Origin of the sequence: Pseudomonas sp. 21LCFQ02, from assembly GCF_024129895.2 — a bacterium.
GTDB lineage: Bacteria > Pseudomonadota > Gammaproteobacteria > Pseudomonadales > Pseudomonadaceae > Aquipseudomonas.
The window spans coordinates 3,416,205-3,439,450 of sequence record NZ_CM178749.1 but is presented as its reverse complement, the minus strand read 5'-3'; the positions used below and the strand labels follow the sequence as shown (position 1 = coordinate 3,439,450).

At 62.8% G+C, this 23,246-nt stretch carries 22 protein-coding genes; 16 read left to right on the top strand and 6 right to left on the bottom strand.

Annotated features, from left to right (window positions below):
* Positions 1-260: 260 nt before the first annotated feature.
* Complete coding sequence (locus NJC40_RS15470) at positions 261-1,196, top strand: alpha/beta hydrolase (protein ID WP_253140159.1); 936 nt, start codon at positions 261-263, stop codon at positions 1,194-1,196.
* 1 nt (position 1,197) lies between these two features.
* Here NJC40_RS15470 and NJC40_RS15465 read toward each other — a convergent pair whose 3' ends face one another.
* The 5 genes from NJC40_RS15465 to paaY form a co-directional block, all read right to left on the bottom strand.
* Complete coding sequence (locus NJC40_RS15465) at positions 1,198-1,407, bottom strand: helix-turn-helix transcriptional regulator (protein ID WP_045489688.1); 210 nt, start codon at positions 1,405-1,407, stop codon at positions 1,198-1,200.
* Positions 1,404-1,775, bottom strand: coding sequence for a hypothetical protein (locus NJC40_RS15460; protein ID WP_045489685.1), 372 nt, complete (start codon positions 1,773-1,775; stop codon positions 1,404-1,406). Before NJC40_RS15460 ends, NJC40_RS15465 begins: the two co-directional genes overlap by 4 nt.
* A 93-nt stretch (positions 1,776-1,868) precedes the next feature.
* Positions 1,869-3,800: a PAS domain-containing protein gene (locus NJC40_RS15455; protein ID WP_492180568.1), complete on the bottom strand. Its 1,932-nt coding sequence runs from the start codon at positions 3,798-3,800 to the stop codon at positions 1,869-1,871.
* A 311-nt stretch (positions 3,801-4,111) separates the two neighbouring features.
* Positions 4,112-5,035, bottom strand: a complete 924-nt coding sequence (gene paaX, locus NJC40_RS15450; protein ID WP_253140157.1) for a phenylacetic acid degradation operon negative regulatory protein PaaX — start codon at positions 5,033-5,035, stop codon at positions 4,112-4,114.
* Between the two features lie 67 nt (positions 5,036-5,102).
* Positions 5,103-5,696: a phenylacetic acid degradation protein PaaY gene (paaY, locus tag NJC40_RS15445; RefSeq protein ID WP_253140156.1), complete on the bottom strand. Its 594-nt coding sequence runs from the start codon at positions 5,694-5,696 to the stop codon at positions 5,103-5,105.
* Positions 5,697-6,026: 330 nt separating this feature from the next.
* On the opposite strand from paaY, the gene paaF reads away from it, so the two are divergent.
* The 15 genes from paaF (at position 6,027) to paaZ (ending at position 21,962) form a co-directional block, all read left to right on the top strand.
* Positions 6,027-6,800, top strand: a complete 774-nt coding sequence (paaF, locus tag NJC40_RS15440; protein WP_253140155.1) for a 2,3-dehydroadipyl-CoA hydratase PaaF — start codon at positions 6,027-6,029, stop codon at positions 6,798-6,800.
* Positions 6,801-6,829: 29 nt separating this feature from the next.
* On the top strand, positions 6,830-7,621 hold the full coding sequence (gene paaG / locus NJC40_RS15435; protein ID WP_045489674.1) for a 2-(1,2-epoxy-1,2-dihydrophenyl)acetyl-CoA isomerase PaaG: 792 nt from the start codon (positions 6,830-6,832) through the stop codon (positions 7,619-7,621).
* Positions 7,622-7,624: 3 nt separating this feature from the next.
* The gene (gene paaH / locus NJC40_RS15430; RefSeq protein WP_253140154.1) at positions 7,625-9,145 is read left to right on the top strand and encodes a 3-hydroxyacyl-CoA dehydrogenase PaaH; all 1,521 of its coding nucleotides are present in this window, start codon (positions 7,625-7,627) and stop codon (positions 9,143-9,145) included.
* Positions 9,135-9,581 carry a hydroxyphenylacetyl-CoA thioesterase PaaI gene (paaI, locus tag NJC40_RS15425; protein WP_253117327.1) on the top strand — a complete coding sequence of 149 codons (447 nt, stop codon included), beginning with the start codon at positions 9,135-9,137 and terminating at the stop codon, positions 9,579-9,581. Before paaH ends, paaI begins: the two co-directional genes overlap by 11 nt.
* On the top strand, positions 9,574-10,794 hold the full coding sequence (gene pcaF / locus NJC40_RS15420) for a 3-oxoadipyl-CoA thiolase (protein ID WP_253140153.1): 1,221 nt from the start codon (positions 9,574-9,576) through the stop codon (positions 10,792-10,794). The genes paaI and pcaF overlap by 8 nt, the downstream gene beginning before the upstream one ends.
* Positions 10,795-10,874: 80 nt before the next feature.
* Positions 10,875-12,200 (top strand): phenylacetate--CoA ligase PaaK, encoded by a 1,326-nt coding sequence (gene paaK, locus NJC40_RS15415; RefSeq protein WP_045489664.1) that lies wholly within the window; start codon positions 10,875-10,877, stop codon positions 12,198-12,200.
* A gap of 571 nt (positions 12,201-12,771) precedes the next feature.
* A complete protein-coding gene (paaA, locus tag NJC40_RS15410; RefSeq protein ID WP_045489661.1) occupies positions 12,772-13,764 on the top strand; it encodes a 1,2-phenylacetyl-CoA epoxidase subunit PaaA in 993 nt (330 codons plus the stop codon).
* A 15-nt stretch (positions 13,765-13,779) separates the two neighbouring features.
* On the top strand, positions 13,780-14,061 hold the full coding sequence (paaB, locus tag NJC40_RS15405) for a 1,2-phenylacetyl-CoA epoxidase subunit PaaB (protein ID WP_024764426.1): 282 nt from the start codon (positions 13,780-13,782) through the stop codon (positions 14,059-14,061).
* A gap of 10 nt (positions 14,062-14,071) precedes the next feature.
* Positions 14,072-14,833, top strand: coding sequence for a 1,2-phenylacetyl-CoA epoxidase subunit PaaC (gene paaC / locus NJC40_RS15400; RefSeq protein ID WP_045489636.1), 762 nt, complete (start codon positions 14,072-14,074; stop codon positions 14,831-14,833).
* Positions 14,820-15,368: a 1,2-phenylacetyl-CoA epoxidase subunit PaaD gene (gene paaD / locus NJC40_RS15395; protein ID WP_253140152.1), complete on the top strand. Its 549-nt coding sequence runs from the start codon at positions 14,820-14,822 to the stop codon at positions 15,366-15,368. Before paaC ends, paaD begins: the two co-directional genes overlap by 14 nt.
* A gap of 24 nt (positions 15,369-15,392) precedes the next feature.
* Positions 15,393-16,469 carry a 1,2-phenylacetyl-CoA epoxidase subunit PaaE gene (gene paaE / locus NJC40_RS15390; RefSeq protein ID WP_253140151.1) on the top strand — a complete coding sequence of 359 codons (1,077 nt, stop codon included), beginning with the start codon at positions 15,393-15,395 and terminating at the stop codon, positions 16,467-16,469.
* Positions 16,470-16,617: 148 nt separating this feature from the next.
* Positions 16,618-16,926: a DUF485 domain-containing protein gene (locus tag NJC40_RS15385; protein ID WP_045489627.1), complete on the top strand. Its 309-nt coding sequence runs from the start codon at positions 16,618-16,620 to the stop codon at positions 16,924-16,926.
* Entirely contained in the window at positions 16,923-18,569 is a 1,647-nt protein-coding gene (locus NJC40_RS15380; RefSeq protein WP_253140150.1) for a cation acetate symporter, read from the top strand. The genes NJC40_RS15385 and NJC40_RS15380 overlap by 4 nt, the downstream gene beginning before the upstream one ends.
* A gap of 68 nt (positions 18,570-18,637) precedes the next feature.
* A complete protein-coding gene (locus NJC40_RS15375; RefSeq protein WP_253140149.1) occupies positions 18,638-19,864 on the top strand; it encodes an OprD family porin in 1,227 nt (408 codons plus the stop codon).
* Positions 19,865-19,901: 37 nt separating this feature from the next.
* The gene (paaZ, locus tag NJC40_RS15370; protein WP_253140148.1) at positions 19,902-21,962 is read left to right on the top strand and encodes a phenylacetic acid degradation bifunctional protein PaaZ; all 2,061 of its coding nucleotides are present in this window, start codon (positions 19,902-19,904) and stop codon (positions 21,960-21,962) included.
* On the opposite strand, the gene NJC40_RS15365 is transcribed toward paaZ, so the two are convergent.
* A complete protein-coding gene (locus tag NJC40_RS15365) occupies positions 21,959-23,158 on the bottom strand; it encodes a GGDEF domain-containing protein (RefSeq protein ID WP_158497591.1) in 1,200 nt (399 codons plus the stop codon). The genes paaZ and NJC40_RS15365 overlap by 4 nt on opposite strands.
* Positions 23,159-23,246: the final 88 nt, after the last annotated feature.

Here is a 23,246-nt window from a genome sequence, read left to right as displayed (position 1 = left end):
TCAGCAAAACCCGCGTGCGGGCCACTTTCGCTCTGCCTGCGCACCTGTCAGTACAGCACCCTCTGGTCACCTGCGTGCATCTGTCTGTCGGCTAACCGGTCGATAACAAGACCGGGAGGTGCCACCTGCACCGCCCATTGATTGCCGGGCAGCGGGGCGTACCGGACAATGAGCAATATTCTGTAACCGATCTTTCCTGCACTATCGTGCAATGCCACCCTATAAACGGCATCTATGTCATTTCGGTTACTGGATTCAACATGCCTTCAGACCTGCCTGCCCGTCGCGGATTTCGTCGCCTGACCTGGGTGTTGATGATCCTGCTCATCATCGGCCTGCCCGTAGGTTGCACCCTGCTCGAACGCAAAGAGCGCGAACTGGTGTTTCGTATCGAACCGGGCACCGCCAGTTGGTACGGCGGCCTGCCAGCCGGGATTCAGGAACTGGAGCTCAAGGCCCCTGACTTCGGTCCGGCACAGAACATTCACGCCTGGTGGTGGCCCGCGCCGCGCAAGGATGCCCCGGCCGTGCTTTACCTGCATGGCTCGCGCTGGAACCTGACCGGTCAGTTGTTCCGTATCGAGCAATTGCGTGCCTTGGGCTTCTCGGTATTGGCCATCGACTACCGCGGCTTCGGCCAGAGCAAAGGCGAGCTGCCATCGGAAAAAAGCGTATATGAAGACGCACGCATTGCCTGGCAGCGGCTCAAACTGCTGCAACCGGACCCTGACCGCCGCCTGATCTACGGCCACTCGCTCGGTGGCGCGGTGGCCGTGGACCTGGCCGCAGAACTGGGCCAGGAAGATCTGCCACAAGCTCGGGCACTGGTCATCGAGTCGACCTTCACCAACCTTGCCGACGTCGCTACCGCCATCGCCAGCAGCTATACCTCACTGCCGGTGCGCTGGCTGCTGTCGCAAAAGTTCGACTCGCAAGACAAGATCGCTGACATCCACATGCCGGTGCTGATCGTCCACGGCACGGACGACCGCTACGTGCCGCCGCGCTTCAGTGAGCAACTCTATGCCGCCGCCGTAGAGCCGAAAAAACTCTTGCTGGTGCCCGGCGGCAGCCACAACAACAGCATGCGCCTGGGCCGTCAGGCCTACAGCGAAGCCCTCCAGGCGCTGCTGCGCACCCCCACACCACGGACCCAGGCCACCCAGCCGGCCAGCCGCCCTGGGCAGGCGGGTTAGCTCAGTTGGTCGGCACAGCGTCCTGATCCTGGAAAATCGCCTCGATGGGCAGGCCAAATACCCGCGATATCTGGAACGCCAGGGGCAGGCTGGGGTCGTAGCGGCCATTCTCGATGGCGTTGACGGTCTGCCGCGATACGCCCAGGCGGCTGGCCAGATCCTCCTGAGACCAGCGCCGCTCGGCGCGCAGCACCTTGAGCCGATTGTTCACCGGTAGCGCCGCGAAGCGATCAACAGGCCCAGCATCCACATCGCCGCCATCAGTGGCCAGACCACAAACAGTGACAGCTTTGGCAGGCCGACGTTTTCCAGAAAACCGTAGCTGAAGGTCAGTAATGCGCTGGCCGCAAAAGCAAAACCCAGTGCCTCGAACTGAATGCGCAGTTGCAGTTCATCCATCCGCCGCAGTTGCCGGACCACTGCCCAACACACCAGCAGGCAAGGCAATACCGGTGCGACGCTGATGGCGATGCGGGTCGCAGCGCCCAAGCCATCGACGGTCAACATCAGCAGAGAAATCAGCAAAACCAGCATATAGCAGCCCATGGCCAGGCCAAACTCGCGCAAGTAGGGACTCATGAAAAAACCTCGTCAATGTAAAGCACGCTTTACACCCTGCCTCAGAGACTGCCAGATGTAAAGCTTACTTTCCATCGGGAACGCTACCGAGACTTAACCCTCGCGCTCCAGCATGTCGAAAATACGCGCCGCGAAGGCCTCCATGGTGAAGGGTTTGGTCATGATCCACATGCCGGGGTCGAGGTGGCCATTGCCGATAATGGCGTTTTCCGCATAACCGGTGATGAACAGCACGCTCAGCTGCGGGCGCAGCGAGCGTGCCGCATCGGCCAACTGCCGGCCATTCATGCCGCCCGGCAAGCCGACATCGGTCACCAGCAGATCGACCCGGATATCACTTTCCAGTAACCGCAATGCGCTGGCGCCTTCCGGCGCCTCGATCACCGCGTAGCCGCGGTCTTCGAGCACTTCGCTGACCAGCATGCGAATGGTCGGTTCATCGTCAACGATCATCACCGTGCGCAGCGACGGTGCCTGAGCGACCTCACCGGCCTGCTCGTCAGGCTCATCCGCCACCTCATCCTGATAGTGACGCGGCAAGTACAGGCACATGGTCGTGCCCTGACCGGGCTCGGAATAAATCCGCACCTGGCCGCCCGACTGGCGGACAAAGCCATAGACCATCGACAGCCCCAGCCCGGTGCCCTGCCCCAGCGGCTTGGTGGTGAAAAACGGGTCGAAGGCCCGCGAGATGATCTCTGGAGTCATGCCGGTCCCGGTGTCGGTCACACATAACGACAAGTACTGCCCAGGCGACAGGTCACGAACCCTCGATTCGCGCTCATCGATCCACTTATTGGCCGTCTCAATGGTAATCCGGCCGCCGTTCGGCATCGCATCCCGGGCGTTGAGACACAGATTGAGCAAGGCATTTTCCAGCTGCGGTGCATCAATGAACGTCGACCACAGACCGATGGCGGTCACCACTTCCACGGCAATGTGCGGCCCGACCGAACGCCGCACCAGCTCTTCCATGCTGCTGACCAGACGATTGACGTCCACCGCTTTGGGGTCCAGCGTCTGGCGCCTGGAAAAAGCCAGTAAACGGTGAGTCAGCGAGGCCGCACGGCGAGCGGCGTCCTGAGCAGTGGCCGCATAGCGATCAATATCGTTATAGCGCCCCTGGGTCAGGCGCGTACGCAACAGTTCCAGCGCGCCGTTGATACCGGTCAGCAGGTTGTTGAAGTCATGCGCGATGCCGCCGGTCAACTGACCGACCGCTTCCATTTTCTGTGACTGGCGCAGCGCTTCCTCGGCCTGCTTCAAACGCTCCTGCTCGCGCAGTCGCTCACTGATGTCATAGGCAAACAGGTAGGCGCCCACCGGTTGCCCGTCAGCGTCGCGCAAGGAGCTGTAGCGAATTTCATAGTGACGGTGTGGTTCACCGAAGTGGGTGATCTCAATGAATTCCTCGCCCGCCAGCACCCGACCCCAGAGCTTGCGCACCTTTTCGCGCTCCTCAGGCTGGCCCTGCAGCGCGTCAAGAATACTCTCGCCAACCTGGGGTTTGACGCCGTACAGCCGCTCGAACTCCCAGACCGCCACCGCGTTGATTGCCAGCCAGCGATAGTTCCGATCAATCACATGGATGCGCGCGTCAGTGCCATTGACCACATCGGCCAGCACATTGCGCTCGGCCACCGCATCACGCACGCGGCTTTCCAGGGTCTCGTTCAACTGCTGCAGGGCCAGCTCGGCACGTCTGCGGGCGGTGATGTCCTGAAATAGCACGGCAACCTGCCGGCAACTGGCCGGTTCGATACGAAACGCCGCCAATGCCAGGTAGCGCCCGGTGGCGACCAGTTCGCGCTCGAAGCGGATCGGCTCGCCGGTGCGCAGCACTTCACCGTACAACTGCACCCAGCCATCGGCTTCGGCACCGACCATCTCGCGCACTTTCTGGCCGACCACATTGCTGATCCCGGCGTGAAAGGCGTAGGCCGCGTTGGCCTCAATGTGGATGTAGTCGCTGAGCGGGCCGTGCGGGCCGTCGAAGAACTCGATGATGCAAAAGCCCTCGTCCATCGAGTCGAACAGAAAGCGATAGCGCTCTCGGGACTGGGCCAGGGCGCTTTGGGCTTGCTGGTCAAGGATCGCCATCTGCTGGCGCAGGCGGGCATTTTCGTCTTCGAGGCTCTGCAGCCGGTTGCGCAGGCTCTGGATTGGGTGGTCGGTCAAGGCGTGAAGTCCCGATGTAAGGTGCCGCTCTGGCGACAGGCAGGACGACAGCAGCACGCTACGAGAAAAAGCGTGCGCTGGCAAAGACAATCCACTCGTTTGCAAGGCGTTGATGCGCAGCCAATACCGAATCAGAGCGTTTCAACAATATCGTTGGCTCAGCGCAAGCCGCCAAAGCGCTGCCAGAAATTTTCTCCCACATCCGGCAACGGGCCGTCGGCGGTTTCCAGTACACCGGCCAGCCATTCTTCGGCCTTGCCGCAGACCAGCCGGTAGATATTGCGGCACAACTGACGCGCCGCGCGGCCTTCCCAGTCGCCGGGCAGCAACTGGTCGGGCAACTGCGGGTCGCGCAGCAGCAGGCGACGGTATTCATGGACCAACAGGGTCCGGGCCAGGAAGCAGTCTGCGCCGCTGAGGTTGTCTTGCTCGCGCAGCGCCTGCCACAACGGCCGGAACAGCTGGATGAACTCACTGTAATGGCGGCCCAGTTCGTCAATATTCCAGCTCTCGCGCACCTGCATGCGCAGCGCTCTGGACGCCAGCACATCCTGCGCCTTGGTCTCGAACACGATACTGTCGTCCAATGCATCGAGCGCTTGCAGGCTGGCATTGAGCTCCGCCTTGTCACAGCGCGGGCTGGCCAGCACCGTCGTAGAGATAGCGGCAAAGCCCTGCCACTCCAGCTCTTCACGCACCTGTTTGCGTTTATCGGCGCTCAATTGCGACAGCATCACCAGGCACCAGGCACCGTCCCAGGCCGGGACGCTGGCGCTGTACACCCGTTTGAAGGCTTGCTCGAAGCGCCGCCGCCCGGTGCCGGTTAGGCTGTAATAGCTGCGGCGCCCGACTTTTTCGGCGCTCAGCCAGCCCTCTTTGCTCAGGCGAAAGATCGAGGTGCGGATCAGCCGCTCATTGATCCCCACCGGCTCCAGCAACTGGATCAGGCTGCCCAGCCAGACCGTGCCGCCATGAGGTTCGATGGCATCGCCGTACAGGGTGATGATCAACGAACTGGCGCGGATCGGGGTGCGCTCCTGGAAGCGCTGGATAAGGTGATTCAGCGGGGCAAGGGACGACATGGGCTTACCGGACAACGAAAAGGATGCCGAATATACCGCCCGCCACCGATCGCCGCGAGTCTGCCCATCAACCGGCAGCCTTGGGCCGATGGGCACTGGCACTGATACGGGGCCGGTCTGGCTCGGCCTCCAGCAACGGTTCACACGCCACCAGACTGTGCTGGCAGCGCCGGGCAAGCGCCTGATACTCACGGGTACCGGCCTGTTTCCAGGCGACCTCGTCATCACTGAGCAGGCGTTTGACGCTGGCCGGAGAGCCCATCACCAGCGATTGCTCGGCGCAACTGAAATTCGCCTTGACCAGGCTGGCGGCGGCAACAAATGACCGCGCACCGATTTGGGCTGCATCCATCACCACGGCATTGATACCCACCAGAACATCCGCGCCGATACAGCAACCGTGCAGCACGGCGCCGTGGCCGATATGGCCGTTGCGCCCCACCACCGTGTCGCTGTCAGGGAAACCATGCATGACGCAGGTGTCCTGCAGGTTGGCGCCCTCCTCCAGCACGATGCGCCCGAAATCGCCGCGCAGGCTGGCCAGCGGCCCGACATAGCAGCCAGGACCAATGATCACATCACCAATCAATACCGCAGAGGGATGCACGTAAGCGGTGGGATGAACCACCGGAGTCAGGCCATCAAGGCTGTAGCAGGTCATGGGGGATCCTCTGGCCGGGAACGCCCGGCAGGTGGGCTGCAGACACACCACCTTCCTATAAAAACAAACCTTAAATCAATGAAAATTATTGATACACGTATCGTATCAAGACCTGAAAAACCCAGGCAAAAACCAACATAAACACCTGATAAACAATGCTTTTACTAAAAAACATCGGATAAAAACAAACATACTAGACACAAAAACCAATACACAAATCTGTTTTTCCGTATCGCGTTATGCCTATACTCATTTCAGCCCGCCTCACAGAGCGCGCCTTTCCAATAATCAGCGGTGCTCACACCGCCCTTGCTGCCGGAGGACTGCCCCATGCCTAAGACCCTTGTCATGACCACGCCGATGACCGGTGTGCGGCTGCTGACCCTGCACCGGCCCGAGGCGCTGAACGCCCTGAACACCGCGCTGCTGGGTGACCTGGCCGAGGCGCTTGAGGTGGCAGCGGCAGACCCTGACATCCGGGCGGTGGTCATCACCGGCAGCCGCAAAGCGTTTGCCGCTGGCGCCGATATCCACGGAATGGCAGAGCGCGACATGGTCGGCATCCTTGACGACCCACGCCAGGCACACTGGCAACGCATCGGCGCCTTTAGCAAACCGCTGATCGCCGCCGTCAACGGCTTCTGCCTCGGCGCTGGCTGTGAACTGGCGATGCATGCCGACGTGATCATCGCCGGTGAAGATGCCCGTTTCGGGCAACCGGAAATCAACCTTGGCATCATGCCCGGCGCCGGCGGCACCCAACGCCTGCTGCACGCGGTGGGCAAGTCACTGGCGATGCAGATGGTGCTTACCGGCCTGCCGATCGATGCCCGTCACGCCCGGCGCGCCGGGCTGGTCAGCGAGCTCACCCAGCCGGAGTTCACCGTTGACCGGGCCCTGGAGATCGCCCGCGTCATCGCCAGCAAAGCGCCGCTGGCGGTCCGCCTGGCCAGGGAGGCCGTGCTCAAGGCCCAGGACCTTGACCTAGCCAGCGGCCTGCGCTTCGAACGCCATGCCTTCACCTTGCTGGCCGGCACCGCCGACCGCAACGAAGGCATTCAGGCTTTTCAGGCAAAACGCGCTCCGGCGTTCACCGGCCGGTAATCCTTCGTCCTGCACAGAGAGCTCCAGCCATGGACTTTGAGCACATCCTGTTTTCCATCGAGGACGGCGTTGCTTTCCTTAGCCTCAACCGCCCCGAGCAACTCAATAGCTTCAATGCCGCCATGCATCTGCAAGTGCGCGAAGCACTCAAACAGGTTCGCCAAAGCAGCACAGCACGGGTGCTGCTGCTCACCGGTGAAGGCCGGGGCTTTTGTGCCGGCCAGGACCTGTCTGACCGTAATGTCGCACCGGGCAGCGCGATGCCGGATCTGGGCGAGTCCATCGACACATTCTATAACCCGCTGATCCGCAGTCTGCGCGACCTGCCATTACCGGTGATCTGCGCGGTCAACGGCGTGGCCGCCGGTGCCGGGGCGAATATCCCGCTGGCTTGCGACCTGGTGCTGGCCGCCCGCTCGGCAAGCTTTATCCAGGCGTTTTGCAAAATCGGCCTGGTGCCCGACTCCGGTGGCACCTGGCACCTGCCGCGCCTGGTGGGCATGGCCAGGGCCAAGGCACTGGCCCTGCTTGGCAACAAACTGAGCGCCGAGCAGGCCGAGCAATGGGGGCTGATTTATCAGGTACACGACGATGCCGATCTGCGCGACGAAGCCCTCAAGCTGGCCCGGCATCTGGCGACCCAGCCCACCTACGGCCTGGCCCTGATCAAACGCGCGCTCAACGCCAGTGCGCACAACAGCCTTGATGCGCAACTGGAACTGGAGCGCGACCTGCAACGCCTGGCCGGACGCAGCGAGGATTACCGCGAAGGCGTATCGGCATTCATCAACAAACGCACTGCGACTTTCAAAGGACGCTGAACAATGACCGCACTGGACACCAGCAGCATCGTCGCGGTGATTGGCGCCGGCGCCATGGGCGCAGGGATTGCCCAAGTGGCCGCGCAGGCCGGTCATCGCGTCTGGCTATTCGATACCCGCCAGGGCGCCGCCGCCCAGGCCATCAGCGGGATTGACCGGCAACTGGCGCGGCTGGTCGACAAAGGCCAACTGGATGCCTCGCAGCGCCGCGTGATTGCCGCGCGCCTGCAACCGGCAGACAGCCTCCAAGCGCTGGCCGACGCCGCGCTGGTGATCGAAGCGATCGTGGAAAACCTCGACCTCAAGCGCCAGCTGTTCGAGCAACTGGAAAGCATCTGCAGCGCCCACTGCATCCTGGCCAGCAACACGTCGTCATTGTCGCTCACCCGGCTGGCGGCCGGCCTCAAGCATCCTCAGCGGATACTCGGCATGCACTTTTTCAATCCGGTACCGCTCATGGCGCTGGTCGAAATTGTCTCGGGCCTGGCCAGCGACCCGCAACTGGCAGCGCGCCTGTATGACACCGCCGACGCCTGGGGCAAACAGCCTGTGCACACCCGCTCGACACCCGGCTTTATCGTCAACCGGGTAGCACGCCCGTTTTATGCCGAAAGCCTGCGCCTGCTCCAGGAAGGCGCCGCCGACTGCGCCACCCTCGACGCGCTGCTGCGCGATGCCGGTGGCTTTCGCATGGGCGCCTTCGAGCTGACCGACCTGATCGGCCATGATGTCAATTACGCGGTGACCTGCTCGGTGTTCGACGCTTACCACGGCGACATGCGCTTCCAGCCTTCACTGGTCCAGAGGGAGCTGGTCGATGCCGGCCATCTGGGACGCAAGAGCGGTCGCGGCTTCTATGACTACAGCGAGACGGCAGAGCGCCCCCAGCCGCAGGAAATCAGCAGCCCGCTGCACATTGACAGCTGCGCAGTGGAGGGCGATCTGGGCATTGCCGCGCCGCTGATTGCGCGCCTGCAACAGGCCGGCGTGCAGATCACCCAACGCGCCGGCAGCGGAGTGATCCGGGTAGGGACGGCCACGCTGGCGCTCAGTGACGGACGGCTGGCCAGCCAGCGCGCCCAGGCACAAGGCATCGACAATCTGGTGCTGTTCGACCTGGCACTGGATTACCGCCGCGCCGCACGCATCGCCATCAGTTGCGCTGCCGACACCTCGGTGCTGGCCTGCCAGCAGGTCGTGGCGCTGCTGCAGCGTGCCGGGTTCAAGGTCAGCCTGCTCAGCGACACCCCGGCGCTGGCAGTGCTGCGTACTGTAGCGATGCTGGCCAACGAGGCGGCCGATGCCCTGCTGCACGGAGTGGCCAGCGCAGCGGACATCGACCTGGCCATGTGCGCCGGCGTCAACTACCCGCTTGGACCACTGGCCTGGGCCGATGCCATCGGCCCGCAACGGCTGCTGACGACCCTCGACAACCTGCAAGCCGCCTACGCTGAGCCACGCTATCGCCCGTCATTGTTGTTGCGCCGCCGCGCCACCGAAGGGAGGCACCTGCATGACACTTGACCCTCAACAACTGGCGCAGCGCTGCGCCAGCACCTTGTACGAACGCGACGCCGCCAGCCAGGCCATGGGCATGCACCTGCTGAGTGTCGGCCCTGGCAGCGCACAACTAAGCATGCGGGTACGTGCCGACATGCTGCAGGGCGTCGGCACCTGCCATGGCGGTCATCTGTTTGCCCTGGCCGACTCGGCCTTCGCCTTTGCCTGCAATACCTACAACGCGGTCACCGTAGCGATTGGCTGCAGCATCGACTATGTGGCGCCTGCGCAGCTCGACGACCTGCTCACCGCCAGCGCCAGTGAACAGAGCCGCAGCGGCCGCACCGGCAACTACGACGTGCGTATCGAAAACCAGCACGGGCAGCTGATTGCCCTGTTTCATGGCAAATCCTACAAGGTGCGCGGCACCCTGCTCGACCTGGAGACTTCTGATGAGTGATACCCAGAACCCTCAAGCGCTGATCATCGACGCCATCCGCACCCCCATCGGCCGCTACGCCGGGGCGCTGGCCAGCGTGCGCGCCGACGACCTGGGCGCCGTGCCGATTCGCGCCTTGATCCAGCGCCATCCACAACTGGACTTCAGCCAGATCGACGACGTGTTCTACGGCTGCGCCAATCAGGCCGGTGAAGACAACCGCAATGTCGCGCGCATGTCGGCACTGCTTGCCGGCCTGCCGGTCAGCGTAGCGGGCACCACCCTCAACCGCCTGTGTGGCTCGGGCCTGGATGCGGTGGGCAGTGCAGCTCGGGCGATTCGTGCCGGTGAAGCCGGTCTGCTGATTGCCGGCGGCGTCGAGTCAATGTCCCGAGCCCCCTTTGTAATGGGCAAGTCCGAGCAAGCCTTCGGCCGCGCTGCCGAGCTGTTCGACACCACCATTGGCTGGCGCTTCGTCAACCCACTGCTGAAGGCGCAGTTCGATATCGATTCGATGCCGGAAACTGCCGAGAACGTCGCAGCGCAGTTCAATATTTCCCGCGCCGACCAGGATGCCTTCGCCCTGCGCAGCCAGCACAAGGCCGCTGCGGCGCAAGCCAATGGCCGCCTGACACAGGAAATCACCCCAGTTGCAATCAGCCAGCGCAAAGGCCCGGCCAGGCTCATTGAACAGGACGAGCATCCCCGCGCCGATACCAGCCTGGAGCAACTGAGCAGGCTCGGCACCCCGTTCCGCGAAGGTGGCAGCATCACCGCCGGCAATGCCTCAGGGGTCAACGACGGCGCCTGCGCCCTGTTGCTGGCCAGCCCGGCAGCGGCGCGCCGCCATGGCCTGAAGGCCCGTGGGCGGGTGGCAGGAATGGCCACGGCAGGCGTCGAACCCCGGATAATGGGCATCGGCCCTGTCCCTGCAACCCGCAAGGTGCTGGAACTGACCGGCCTGAGCCTGGCCGACATGGACATCATCGAACTCAACGAAGCCTTCGCCGCCCAGAGCCTGGCCGTGCTGCGCGAACTGGGGCTGGCCGACGACGACCCGCGGGTCAACCCCAACGGCGGCGCCATTGCCCTGGGGCATCCATTGGGCATGAGCGGTGCACGACTGGTCACCACGGCCTTGTATGAACTGGAAAACCGCCAGGGCCGCTACGCGCTGTGCACCCTGTGCATCGGCGTCGGCCAGGGCATCGCGCTGATCATCGAAAGACTCTGATACCGATAAACACCATTAGCCACCCAGGCGAGGAGTCTTCTCCTCATCAGCACTCAAACATAAAAATAACCGAGTGAACCATGAACATGATCGCCGCCAATAGCCCCGCTAGCGCCTTGCTCGACCCGCTCGAGACCGCCAGCATCGACCAGTTGCGCCAGCACCAGCTCGACCGCCTGCGCTGGAGTCTCAAGCACGCCTACGACAATGTGCCGCTGTACCGCCAGCGCTTTGACGAACGTGGCGTGCACCCTGATGACCTGGGTACTCTGGAAGACCTCAGCCAGTTTCCGTTTACCGCCAAGAGCGACCTGCGCGACAACTACCCCTTCGGCATGTTTGCCGTGCCACAGAGCGAGGTGGTGCGCCTGCATGCCTCCAGTGGCACCACCGGCAAGCCGACCGTGGTCGGCTACACCCAGAACGATATCGACACTTGGGCCAACGTGGTGGCCCGCTCGATTCGTGCGGCAGGCGGCCGCCGTGGCGACAAAGTGCATGTCGCTTATGGGTACGGTTTGTTCACCGGCGGACTGGGCGCGCACTACGGCGCTGAGCGGCTGGGCTGCACGGTGATCCCGATGTCGGGCGGGCAGACCGAAAAGCAGGTGCAACTGATTCAGGACTTCCAGCCCGACATCATCATGGTCACGCCGTCCTACATGCTGAACCTGGCCGATGAGTTCGAACGCCAGGGCATCGACCCGCATCAACTGAAACTGCGCCTGGGGATTTTCGGTGCCGAGCCGTGGACCGCCGAGCTGCGTCGCGCCATGGAACAGCGTCTGGGCATCACCGCCCTGGATATCTACGGCCTGTCGGAGATCATGGGGCCGGGCGTGGCCATGGAGTGCGCCGAAACCAAGGACGGCCCGACGGTCTGGGAAGATCATTTCTACCCGGAAATCATCGACCCGGCGACCGGTGCGGTGTTGCCCGACGGCGAAATGGGCGAACTGGTGTTCACCTCACTGTCCAAGGAAGCGCTGCCGATGGTCCGCTACCGCACCCGCGACCTGACCCGGTTGCTGCCGGGCACAGCGCGGCCAATGCGGCGCATCGACAAGATCACAGGGCGCAGTGACGATATGTTGATCATTCGCGGGGTAAATGTGTTTCCGACGCAGATCGAAGAGCAGATTCTCAAGATCGGCCAGTTGGCCCAGGTCTATGAGCTGCATCTGCATCGTAACGGCAACCTGGACAGCGTCGATGTGCATGTTGAGCTCAAGCATGACCTGCAAGGGCTGGCGGCCCCGCAGCAGCAACAGGTCGCCGACGAGCTGGGGCGCCGGATCAAGACCCATATCGGGATCAGTTCACGGGTGCTGATCCAGCCGTTTCATACCCTCAAGCGGTCTGAGGGCAAGGCTTGTCATGTGTTTGACAAGCGGCCCAGCGCGTGAGCCCTCATGCGCAGGGCAATCTGCCGAACTAATGCCGATCATCCGGGAGGAGCCGGCCGACGCCCCGGTCTGCTGGCGACTTCAGCGGCGAACCAGTAGCTGATGTGCTGGTTTTACTGGCCCTGTCGCCAGCAAAGATGCCTCCCACATTGACCGACTGGACCTTAACTGATCGGCATTAATCTGTGACTGGCTTTAGCCGGGAAGACCTTTCGCTTTACGCAAGGGGCTGCGCCGCACTTGTGTTTGTTTCGGGCTGTGACCCGCTGTAAACGCGCAAAGGTGACTAAAAACCACCACCGCCGCAGCCAATGCTGCCCATCCATGAAAAACCTTAAAAACGACAATTAAATTTTTCCTGTATCACTTATCACCAACCAAGCACTCGAAAATCACCCCAAAAAACCTGCATAAAAGCCCATAAACAACATACGCAACCTGATACCAACCCTATAAAGCGATACGAAACCAAAACACAAAACATAAATTTCTGTTTGATATTTTTTTGTGTATCACTTAAAACTGTCTCAAGGGCCCAAACCACCCACCCACCACACGCGGGAGACGCAGCATGTACGCACAACTGGTCGAGACCGGCGTCAAGCGCATCAAGGCACTGCAAGACATGTCGCCCGAGGAACGGGCGTTTCAGGAAAAGATCGACGCCGAGATCAAGATCGAGCCAAAGAACTGGATGCCCGATGCCTACCGGCAGACCCTGATCCGGCAAATATCCCAACACGCGCATTCGGAAATCGTCGGCATGCTGCCCGAAGGCAACTGGCTAACCCGCGCCCCGACCCTCAAGCGCAAGCTGCAACTGATGGCCAAGATCCAGGACGAAGCCGGCCACGGCCTGTACCTCTACAGCGCTATGGAAACCCTCGGCGCCGACCGCGACGAAGAAATCGCCAAACTGCACAACGGCCAGGCCAAGTACTCCAGCATTTTCAACTACCCCACCTTGAGCTGGGCCGACATGGGCGCAGTGGGCTGGCTGGTCGACGGCGCTGCCATCGTCAATCAGGTCGTCCTGCAACGCACCTCCTACGGTCCCTACTCACGGGCCATGGTGCGCATCTGCAAGGAAGAAAGCTTCCACCAGCGCCAGGGCTATCAACTGTTGCTGACCATGATGAAAGAAGGCACCCAGGCCCAGAAAGACATGGTCCAGGACGCCATCAACCGCCTGTGGTGGCCAGCGCTGATGATGTTCGGCCCAAGCGACGCCGACTCGCCCAACAGCGCCCAGTCCATGGCCTGGAAAATCAAGCGCCAGAGCAACGACGAGTTGCGCCAGCGCTTCGTCGACCAGACCGTGCCGCAACTGCAACTGCTCGGCTGCACAGCCCCCGACCCGGACCTGAAGTGGAACGCCGAACGTGGTCACTATGACTTCGGCGAAATCCAGTGGCAGGAGTTCTATGAAGTGCTCAAGGGCAACGGCCCGTGCAACCAGGAACGGGTCGCCAAACGCCGCCAGGCCATTGAAAACGGCGCCTGGGTCCGTGAAGCCGCCGTGGCATACGCGCAAAAACAACACGCCAGGCACACCGCCGCCTGATCGGGAGACACCGCCATGTCCGAATGGACCCTGTTCGAAGTGTTCGTGCGCAGCAAGCATGGACTCAATCACAAACATGTTGGCAGCGTGCATGCCGCCGACGCCGCGATGGCGATCGAGAATGCCCGCGAGCTATACACCCGGCGCAACGAAGGGGTGAGCCTGTGGGTGGTGCCTTCGGCGCTGATTACCGCGTCCTCGCCAGACGAGAAAGACCCGTTGTTCGACCCGGCGCAAGACAAGGTCTACCGGCATGCCAGCTTCTATGAACTGCCGCCTGAAGTCGGCCACATGTGAGGAACCGAGCATGAACCCGTCTGCCGACCTTATTGAATACCTGCTGCGTCTGGGTGACAGCGCCCTGATCCAGGGCCAGCGCCTGTGCGAGTGGTGCGGCAGTGCACCGGCCCTGGAAGAAGAGCTGGCGTTGATGAATGTGGGCCTGGATCTGATTGGCCAGTCGCGCAACTGGCTGGAGTACGCCGCCGAGCTGCTGGACGACGGCCGCGATGCAGATCATCTGGCGTTTCGCCGCGATGAGCGCGCCTTGCGCAACCTGCTGCTGGTCGAACAACCCAACGGCGATTATGCCGTGACCATGACCAAGCAATTTCTGTATGACGCCTGGCATTTACAGATGCTGCGCGGGCTGAGCAGTTCCAGTGATGAGCGTATCGCCGGCATCGCCGCCAAAGCGTTCAAGGAAGTCACCTATCACCTGCGCCGCTCCGGCGAATGGGTCGAGCGGTTGGGCGATGGCACCGACGAAAGCCATCGGCGCATGCTCAACGCCATTGATCAGCTATGGCGCTTCACGGTCGAGCTGACCGCCGCTGATGAGCTGGAGCAGCGCCTGTTCGAGGCGGGCATCGCCGCCAACCCGCAACAAGTGGCCGATGCCTGGCAAAGCACGGTGGCCGACCAGTTGGCCCGCGCCACCCTACCACTGCCCGCGCCGGCCAGCCCGTTCTACCTCAGTGGCCGGCAAGGCTTGCACAGCGAACATCTGGGCCTGCTGCTGGCAGAAATGCAGTCGCTGCACAGGAGTCATCCCGATGCGACCTGGTGAACAGCCAAGCACCGAACTGATCGCGGGCGACCGTGGTGCGCGGCCGCTGCAGCCTGGCGATCTGGCCCATGCCTGGGCGGTGCTTGGCAATGTCATGGACCCCGAAGTGCCGGTGGTCAGCGTGGTCGAGCTGGGGATTGTCCGTGATCTGGGCTGGCAGGGCGGCCACCTGCATGTGGTGGTGACCCCAACCTACTCGGGTTGCCCGGCCACTGAAGTGATCGAGCAGGACATCGCCGCGGCGCTGGAACAGGCCGGCTTTGCTGCGCCGCAGCTGGAGCGGCGCCTGACCCCGGCGTGGACCACCGACTGGCTCAGCGCCAGCGGCCGCGAGCGGCTGCGCGGTTATGGCATCGCCCCGCCTGAGGGCAGCGTCAGCAAACGCAGCCTGCTGGGCGAGGCAGTACAGATCAACTGTCCGCAGTGCGGCAGCGCACACACCGAGCGGCTCAGCGAATTTGGTTCCACAGCCTGCAAAGCGCTGTATCGCTGCCGCGACTGCCTGGAACCTTTCGATTACTTCAAGTGCATCTGAGCGGCCTGCTGCAGGAGAACAATAATGAGCAAATTCCACAGCCTGACCGTCAGCGACGTACGCACCGAAACCCGTGATGCGGTATCGATTGCCTTCGACATTCCGCCTGAACTGGCCGAGCGCTTTCGTTTCGAACACGGTCAGCATCTGGTGATGCGCACCCATCTGGACGGCAAAGAAGTGCGCCGCTCCTACTCGATCTGCACCGGCGCCAACGATGGCGAACTGCGCGTGGCGATCAAGCGGGTCGCCGGCGGGATGTTCTCGGCCTGGGCCAACGACCGTCTCAAGGTCGGCCAGCAACTGGAGGTCATGCCACCGGCCGGGCATTTCAGTGTGCCACTCGACCCGGCGCGCCATGGCCGCTATCTGGCGGTGGCCGCCGGCAGCGGCATCACCCCGATCCTGTCGATCATCAAAACCACCCTGCAGAGCGAGCCGCACAGCCAGGTCACGCTGATCTACGGCAACCGCTCCAGCACTGCGGCGCTGTTTCGCGAGCAACTCGAAGACTTGAAAAACCGCTACCTGCAACGCCTGAACCTGATCTTCGTGTTCAGCCGCGAGCAACAGGATGTCGAGCTGTACAACGGGCGCATCGATGCCGACAAATGCAGCCAGTTGTTCAGCCGCTGGATCAACGTCAAGGCGCTGGATGCGGCGTTTATCTGCGGTCCGCAAGCGATGACCGAGACCGTGCGCGAGCAGCTTCGGGCCAACGGTCTGCCAAGCGAGCGCATTCACTTTGAGCTGTTCGCCGCAGCGGGCAGCAGCCACACCCGCCAGGCCCGCCAGATCGCCGCCCAGGCAGGCAGCGCCACGAGCCAGATCACCGTGATCAGCGACGGTCGCGAGCTCTCTTTCGCCCTGCCCCGCAACAGCGTCAGCGTGCTCGAAGCCGGTAACGCCCAGGGCGCCGAGCTGCCGTATTCGTGCAAGGCCGGCGTGTGCTCGACCTGCAAATGCAAGGTGATCAGCGGCGAGGTGGAAATGGACAGCAACTTCGCCCTGGAAGATTACGAAGTCGCCGCCGGCTACGTGCTGTCGTGCCAGGCCTTCCCGTTGAGCGACCAGGTGGTGCTGGATTTTGACCAGCGCTGAACCCATAGGCGCCGCCGGGCGATCGCCCAGCGGACCACACAGCCCCTAACCGATCGGTATTGCGCCTGCGAGCCCGTTAGCAGCGGATGCATCCCTGCCTCCGCCACACCGCGTTTCTAAAACAATCACAAAAAAAGAGAGCCGCCCCATGACGCCACAGGACATCGAACAGTTACAGCGCCACCCCGACTTCATCGAGCTGGTCAAGCGCAAGCAACGCCTGACCTGGTCGCTGACCCTGATCATGCTGGGGATTTACTACGGCTTCGTCGTATTGATGGCCTTCTACCCACAGACACTGGGCCGCTCGCTCAGCGGTGGGGTGACCAGCCTGGGGATCGTGCTGGCCGTTGCGGTGATCCTCCTGTCGTTTGTGTTGACCGCCCTGTATGTGCGCCAGAGCAACCGGGTGCTCGATCCGCTGACCGAAAAACTGTTGCAGCAGGTGCAGCCATGAAGCCTTCGCTGCTTGTCACCGCCCTCGGCAGCCTGTTGTGCAGTGCCAACGCGCTGGCCGCCGACGCGCCTGCACGGCCATTGAACTGGCATGCCATCGGCATGTTTGTGGTGTTCGTGCTGTTCACCCTCGGGGTGACCCGCTGGGCGGCATTGCGGACCCGCTCGGCCAGCGACTTCTACACCGCAGGCGGCGGCATCACGGGTTTGCAGAACGGTCTGGCGATTGCTGGCGACATGATCAGCGCGGCGTCGTTCCTGGGGATCTCGGCGATGATCTTCATGGTCGGCTATGACGGTCTGCTGTACTCGCTGGGCGTCGTCGCCGCCTGGCCGATCATTCTGTTCCTGATTGCCGAGCGGTTGCGCAACCTGGGCAAATACACCTTTGCCGATGTGGTGTCGTACCGTTTGCAACAGACACCCATCCGTATCACGGCCGCGTTCGGCACCTTGATCGTGGCGCTGATGTACCTGATGGCGCAGATGGTCGGTGCCGGCAAACTGATCGAGCTGCTGTTCGGTATCAGTTACCTGCAAGCGGTGCTGCTGGTCGGGGTGCTGATGGTGTGCTACGTCACTTTCGGCGGCATGCTGGCCACCACCTGGGTCCAGATCATCAAGGCCGTGATGCTGCTCTCGGGCGCCAGCTTCATGGCGTTCATGGTCTTGCGCCACTTCAACTTCAGCACCGAGGCGATGTTCGCCGGTGCGGCAGCGGTGCATGCCAAGGGGGCCGCGATCATGGCGCCGGGCGGCATGCTCAGCAGCCCCATCGACACCCTGTCGCTGGCAGTGGGGATGATGTTCGGCACGGCGGGTCTGCCGCATATCCTGATGCGTTTTTTCACCGTCAAGGATGCCCGCGAGGCGCGCAAGAGCGTGCTGTATGCCACCGGTTTCATCGGCTATTTCTACCTGCTGCTGATCGCCATCGGCTTCGGCGCAATTGTCATGGTCGGCACCGATGCGGCCTTTCGCGACGGCACTGGCGCCATCATCGGTGGCGGCAATATGGTCGCGGTGCATCTGGCCCAGGCGGTCGGCGGCAGCCTGTTTCTCGGTTTCATCTCGGCCGTGGCCTTCGCCACCATTCTGGCGGTGGTCGCGGGCCTGGCCTTGTCTGGCGCCTCGGCAGTGGCCCACGACCTGTATGCCTGCGTGATCCGTAAAGGCCAGGCCAGCGAGCGCGAAGAGATGCGCATGTCGCGCCTGACCACCCTGGTGATCGGCGTACTGGCGGTCATTCTCGGCTTGCTGTTCGAGTCGCAGAACATCGCCTTCCTGTCAGGTCTGGTGCTGGCGATTGCCGCCTCGGTGAATTTCCCGGTGCTGTTGCTCTCGATGTTCTGGAAAGGCCTGACCACCCGTGGTGCGGTGGCCGGCAGCCTGGCGGGCCTGATATCGGCGGTGGTGCTGCTGGTCTTGAGCCCGGTGGTGTGGGTCAAGCTGCTTGGCCACGACACAGCATTGTTCCCCTACTCCAACCCCGCGCTGCTCTCCATGAGCTGCGCGTTTGCCTGCGCCTGGCTGTTCTCGGTCACCGACCGCTCCGAACGCGCCACTCAGGAACGCGGCCGCTATCTCGCGCAGTTCATTCGCTCGATGACCGGGCTGGGGGCTGCGGGGGCCAGCCGGCATTAGGTTTTGGGTAAAAGATTTTCGCATTGATCGCGGCTCAGTCCGCTTCTATAACCGACGGAACAATAACAATGCATAACGTCCGTGTTTCTGCCTCATTGCTGCTGGCCATGGGAGCCGCCAGCGCCCAGGCCGGTTTTGTCGAAGACAGCAAGGCCAGCCTGGAGATGCGCAACTTCTACCTGAACCGCGACTTTCGCCAGAGCGATGCGCCTCAGGCCAAGGCTGAAGAATGGGCGCAAGGCTTCACCGCCCGCCTGACGTCGGGCTTTACCGAGGGCACCGTGGGTCTGGGCGTGGACGCCATCGGCGAACTGGGTATCAAGCTCGACTCCAGTGCCAGCCGGCGCAATACCGGGCTGCTGGCCTTCGACCCGGCCAGCGGTGAGCCGGTCGACCAGTACAGCGAACTGGGCATCGCGGCCAAACTGCGGGTGGCGAAAACCGTTCTGAAACTCGGCACCTTGCAACCCATGCTGCCGGTGGTGACCTATAACGACACCCGTCTGCTGTCGTCGACCTTTCAGGGCGGCATGCTGACCTCCACAGACATCGACGGCCTGACCATCAATGCCGGACGCCTGACCCGCGCCAACCTGCGCGATTCGTCCAGCCGCGATGCGATTGGCTACGGCGCCGCCAGCAGCGACGCGTTTGACTTTGCCGGTGGCAGCTACGCGTTCAGCCCGCGACTGACCGCCAGTTACTACTACGGCAAGCTCACCAACATCTACCGCCAGCACTTTATCGGCCTGGTGCACAGCGTGCCGCTGGGGACGAACTTGAGCCTGCGCAGTGACCTGCGCTATTTCGACAGCGGCAACGATGGCCAGCAACGCGCCGGGCGCATCGATAACCGCAACCTCAACGGCATGTTCACGCTGGGCTACGGCGGGCACAAAGTCGGCCTGGGCTTTCAGCGCATGTCGGGCGACAGCGCCTTTGCGTTTCTCAATGGCGGTGACCCGTACTCGGTCAATCTGGTGACCTATAACACCTTTACCCGCGCCGAAGAGGACGCCTGGCAACTGCGTTACGACTATGACTTTGCTGCCCTCGGCGTGCCGGGCCTGAGCTTCATGACCCGCTATGTCGATGGCCGCAATGCGCGCACCGCCAGCGGCGATCACGGCGAAGAATGGGAACGCAATACCGATATCGCCTACGTGCTGCAAAGCGGCCCGTTCAAGGGCTTGAGCATGCGCTGGCGCAACCTGACCTTTCGCTCCGGCAACGGGCTGAGCACCGACCTGGACGAGAACCGGCTGATCCTGGGCTACACCCTGGCGCTTTGGTAGTGCTGGCCCCGCCCACCATAAATGTGGAGACACTCTGATGAGCAACGCCCCTACCCTGCAAAGTTTTATCGCTGGTCGCTGGATTGGCGAGCATGGCGCCGCCTCGCTGCGCAGCGCTCTCAATGGCCAGGGCATTGCCCACACGCATGACGAGCCGCTGGATTTCAACGAGGCCCTGGAGCACGCGCGCCGGCAAGGCCGTGACAGCCTGCTGGCTCTGGATTTCCAGCAGCGCGCCGCATGCCTGAAGGCGCTCGGCAACTACCTGCTCGAACGCAAGGAACTGCTGTACAGCCTGTCGCACCATAGCGGCGCCACGCGGACCGATAGCTGGATCGACATCGAGGGAGGTGCCGGTACGCTGTTCGCCTATGCCAGTATCGGCCGCCGCGAACTGCCCTCGGGCAACCTGCTGCACGAAGGCCCGGCCATGCCGCTGGGCAAGCTGGGCAGCTTCGTTGGCAGCCATATTCTGGTGCCGCGCGGCGGCGTGGCAGTGCATATCAATGCGTTCAACTTTCCAATCTGGGGGATGCTGGAAAAGTTTGCGCCGAGCTTTCTGGCCGGCATGCCGTGCATCGTCAAACCGGCCACCGCGACCAGTTACCTGGCCGAAGCGACCGTGCGCCTGATGCACGAGTCCGGCTTGCTGCCCGCTGGCAGCCTGCAACTGATCATCGGCAGCACGGGCGATTTGCTTGACCGCCTGCAAGGTCAGGATGTGCTGACCTTCACCGGCTCGGCCGACACCGCCGCGAAACTGCGCGTCAACCCTAACCTGATCCGCCAGTGCGTGCCGTTCAACGCCGAGGCCGACTCGCTGAACTGCGCGATCCTCGCCCCGGAAGTGACCCCGGACGATCCTGAGTTCGAGCTGTTCATCAAGGAAGTGGCCCGCGAGATGACCGTCAAGGCCGGCCAGAAGTGCACCGCCATCCGCCGCGCCATTGTGCCGGCCAGACACATCGATGCGGTCGCGCAACAGCTGCATGCGCGGCTCAGTAAAGTGGTGGTCGGCGACCCGTCAGTGGAAGGCGTGAAGATGGGCGCCCTGGCGTCCCATGCACAACAGGCCGACGTTGCCGAGCGCTTGCAACTGCTGCTGGCCAGCAGTGAGCTGCTGCTGGGGGCCGCCGACGGTTTTGCGCCGCGTGGCGAAGGGGTGGCCGAGGGCGCGTTCTTTGCCCCGACCCTGCTGCGCAGCCGCAACCCGCATGCCGAGGGCGGCGCCCACGATATCGAAGCGTTTGGGCCGGTCAGCACATTGATGGCCTACGAGGATCTGGACGAGGCCATTGCCCTGGCCGCCCGTGGCAAAGGCAGCCTGGTTGCCAGCCTGATCACCAAAGACCCGCAGGTCGCCGCCAAAGTGGTGCCCGCCGCAGCCGCGCTGCATGGTCGGCTGCACATTCTCGACCGTGAATCAGCCGCCGAGTCCACCGGCCATGGCTCGCCCCTGCCCCAACTCAAGCACGGCGGCCCCGGGCGGGCCGGCGGCGGTGAGGAACTGGGCGGTCTGCGGGCGGTGAAACACTACCTGCAACGCAGCGCCGTGCAAGGCTCGCCGAGTATGCTCATGGCCGTCACCGGCGAGTACGTGCGCGGTGCCAGGCTGATCGAAACCGAGGTCCACCCGTTCCGCCGCTATTTTGACGACCTGCAGATCGGCGAATCGCTGCTGACCCATCGGCGCACCGTGACCGAAGCTGACCTGGTCAACTTTGGCTGCCTGTCGGGGGATCACTTCTACATGCATTTTGACGAGATTGCCGCCCGCCAATCGCAGTTCGGCAAGCGCATCGCCCACGGCTACTTCGTACTCTCTGCAGCCGCCGGGCTGTTCGTCTCCCCCGCGGCGGGTCCGGTACTGGCCAACTATGGCCTGGATACGCTGCGCTTCATCAACCCGGTGGGCATTGGTGACACGATCCGTGCGCGGCTGACCTGCAAGCGCAAGATCGACCAGGGCAAGCTCAGCGCCAGGGACGAACCGCAAGGGGTGGTGGCCTGGGATGTGGAGGTGACCAACCAGCACGACGAGTTGGTGGCCAGTTACGACATCCTGACCCTGGTGCTCAAACGCTCAAGCCTTGCTTAACCGGCGATCTCGCCGACTTCGACCCGGTCACGGTGCTGCTTGGCCCGGTACAGCGCCTGGTCTGCGGTGCGCAGCAGCGCATCGAAGCTGTGCTGCAGATGGCGGCTGCCGGACTGGGTCAGACCGGCACTGAACGCAATCGGCAATGGCAACTGCGGGTCCAGTTCGCGACTGGCCAGCGCATCGCGCAGGCGCGCCATAAACACCTGCGCCTGGGCGACATCGGTGTGCGGAAACATCAACAGAAACTCTTCCCCGCCCCAGCGCACGAACACATCGCTATGACGCTTGAGCGAAAACACCGCCGCCGAGAACGCCTGCAAGGCACTGTCGCCCACCGCATGGCCGTACTTGTCATTGATGTTCTTGAAGTTGTCCAGATCGATCATCGCCACCGTCAGCGGATAGCTGCCGAGTGCGGCCTGCGCCCATTGCTGGTTGAGAATCGGCTGGGCGCCGCGCCGGTTCAAGGCCCCGGTCAGCACGTCGGTGATGCTCAGTTGCAGGGCCTGCATGCGCAAGTGCTCCTGAAGCATCAGGGCAAAGCCGAGGGTAAACAGGAATGACACCGTAAAATCCACCAGCAGCGCCATCCGCGAGGGCATGTCCGGCTCGTCATAAGGCAGCGGCGGGATCGGCTCGATCAATAGGCTGACACATGACCACAGCTGGAAGCCGAAGGCGAACACCTGGGTCGCGGCAATCCCCCAAGCGCCGCGATAAGTCCTCAACAGCCCGGCACAGACCCGCATCTGCACGGCAATCGCCAGCGCCGCCACCCCGGCAAACCAGGGAAGAATCCAGGAAGTGTCGATCAACGCCACCGCCAGAGCCAGATAGCCGGCCAGCGGCACCAGCACCCAGCCGAGCTGCTGGCCGAGGCGTCCCGGCAGCCCGACAAAATGACGCAACGCCACGGTATGACAACCAATACTGGCAATCAGCAGACCGGTGCTGGCCAGCAAGGCAGCGCGTGGCGACAGAATCTCCAGCCAGTGCAGCGACGGCAGCAACAGGCCGGGCTGGAGCATTTCGGCAACCCGGTACGAGGTATTGCACAGTTCACCCAACAGCCACCAGTGCAGGGCCTTGTTGCTGCGCCCCGCACCGACATACGACAGGCACAGCAATAGCGCCGTCATGATCCCGAACGGAGTGATGATCAACAGTAACGAGAAGGGATCGCTGAGCAACATGAACGGCGGCTTCTGGACAAAGGGCTGCAAGCACCCTCGCATTATGTCAGAGCGCCAGCAATTTGACTCTGGCCGATGGGCAGATAGT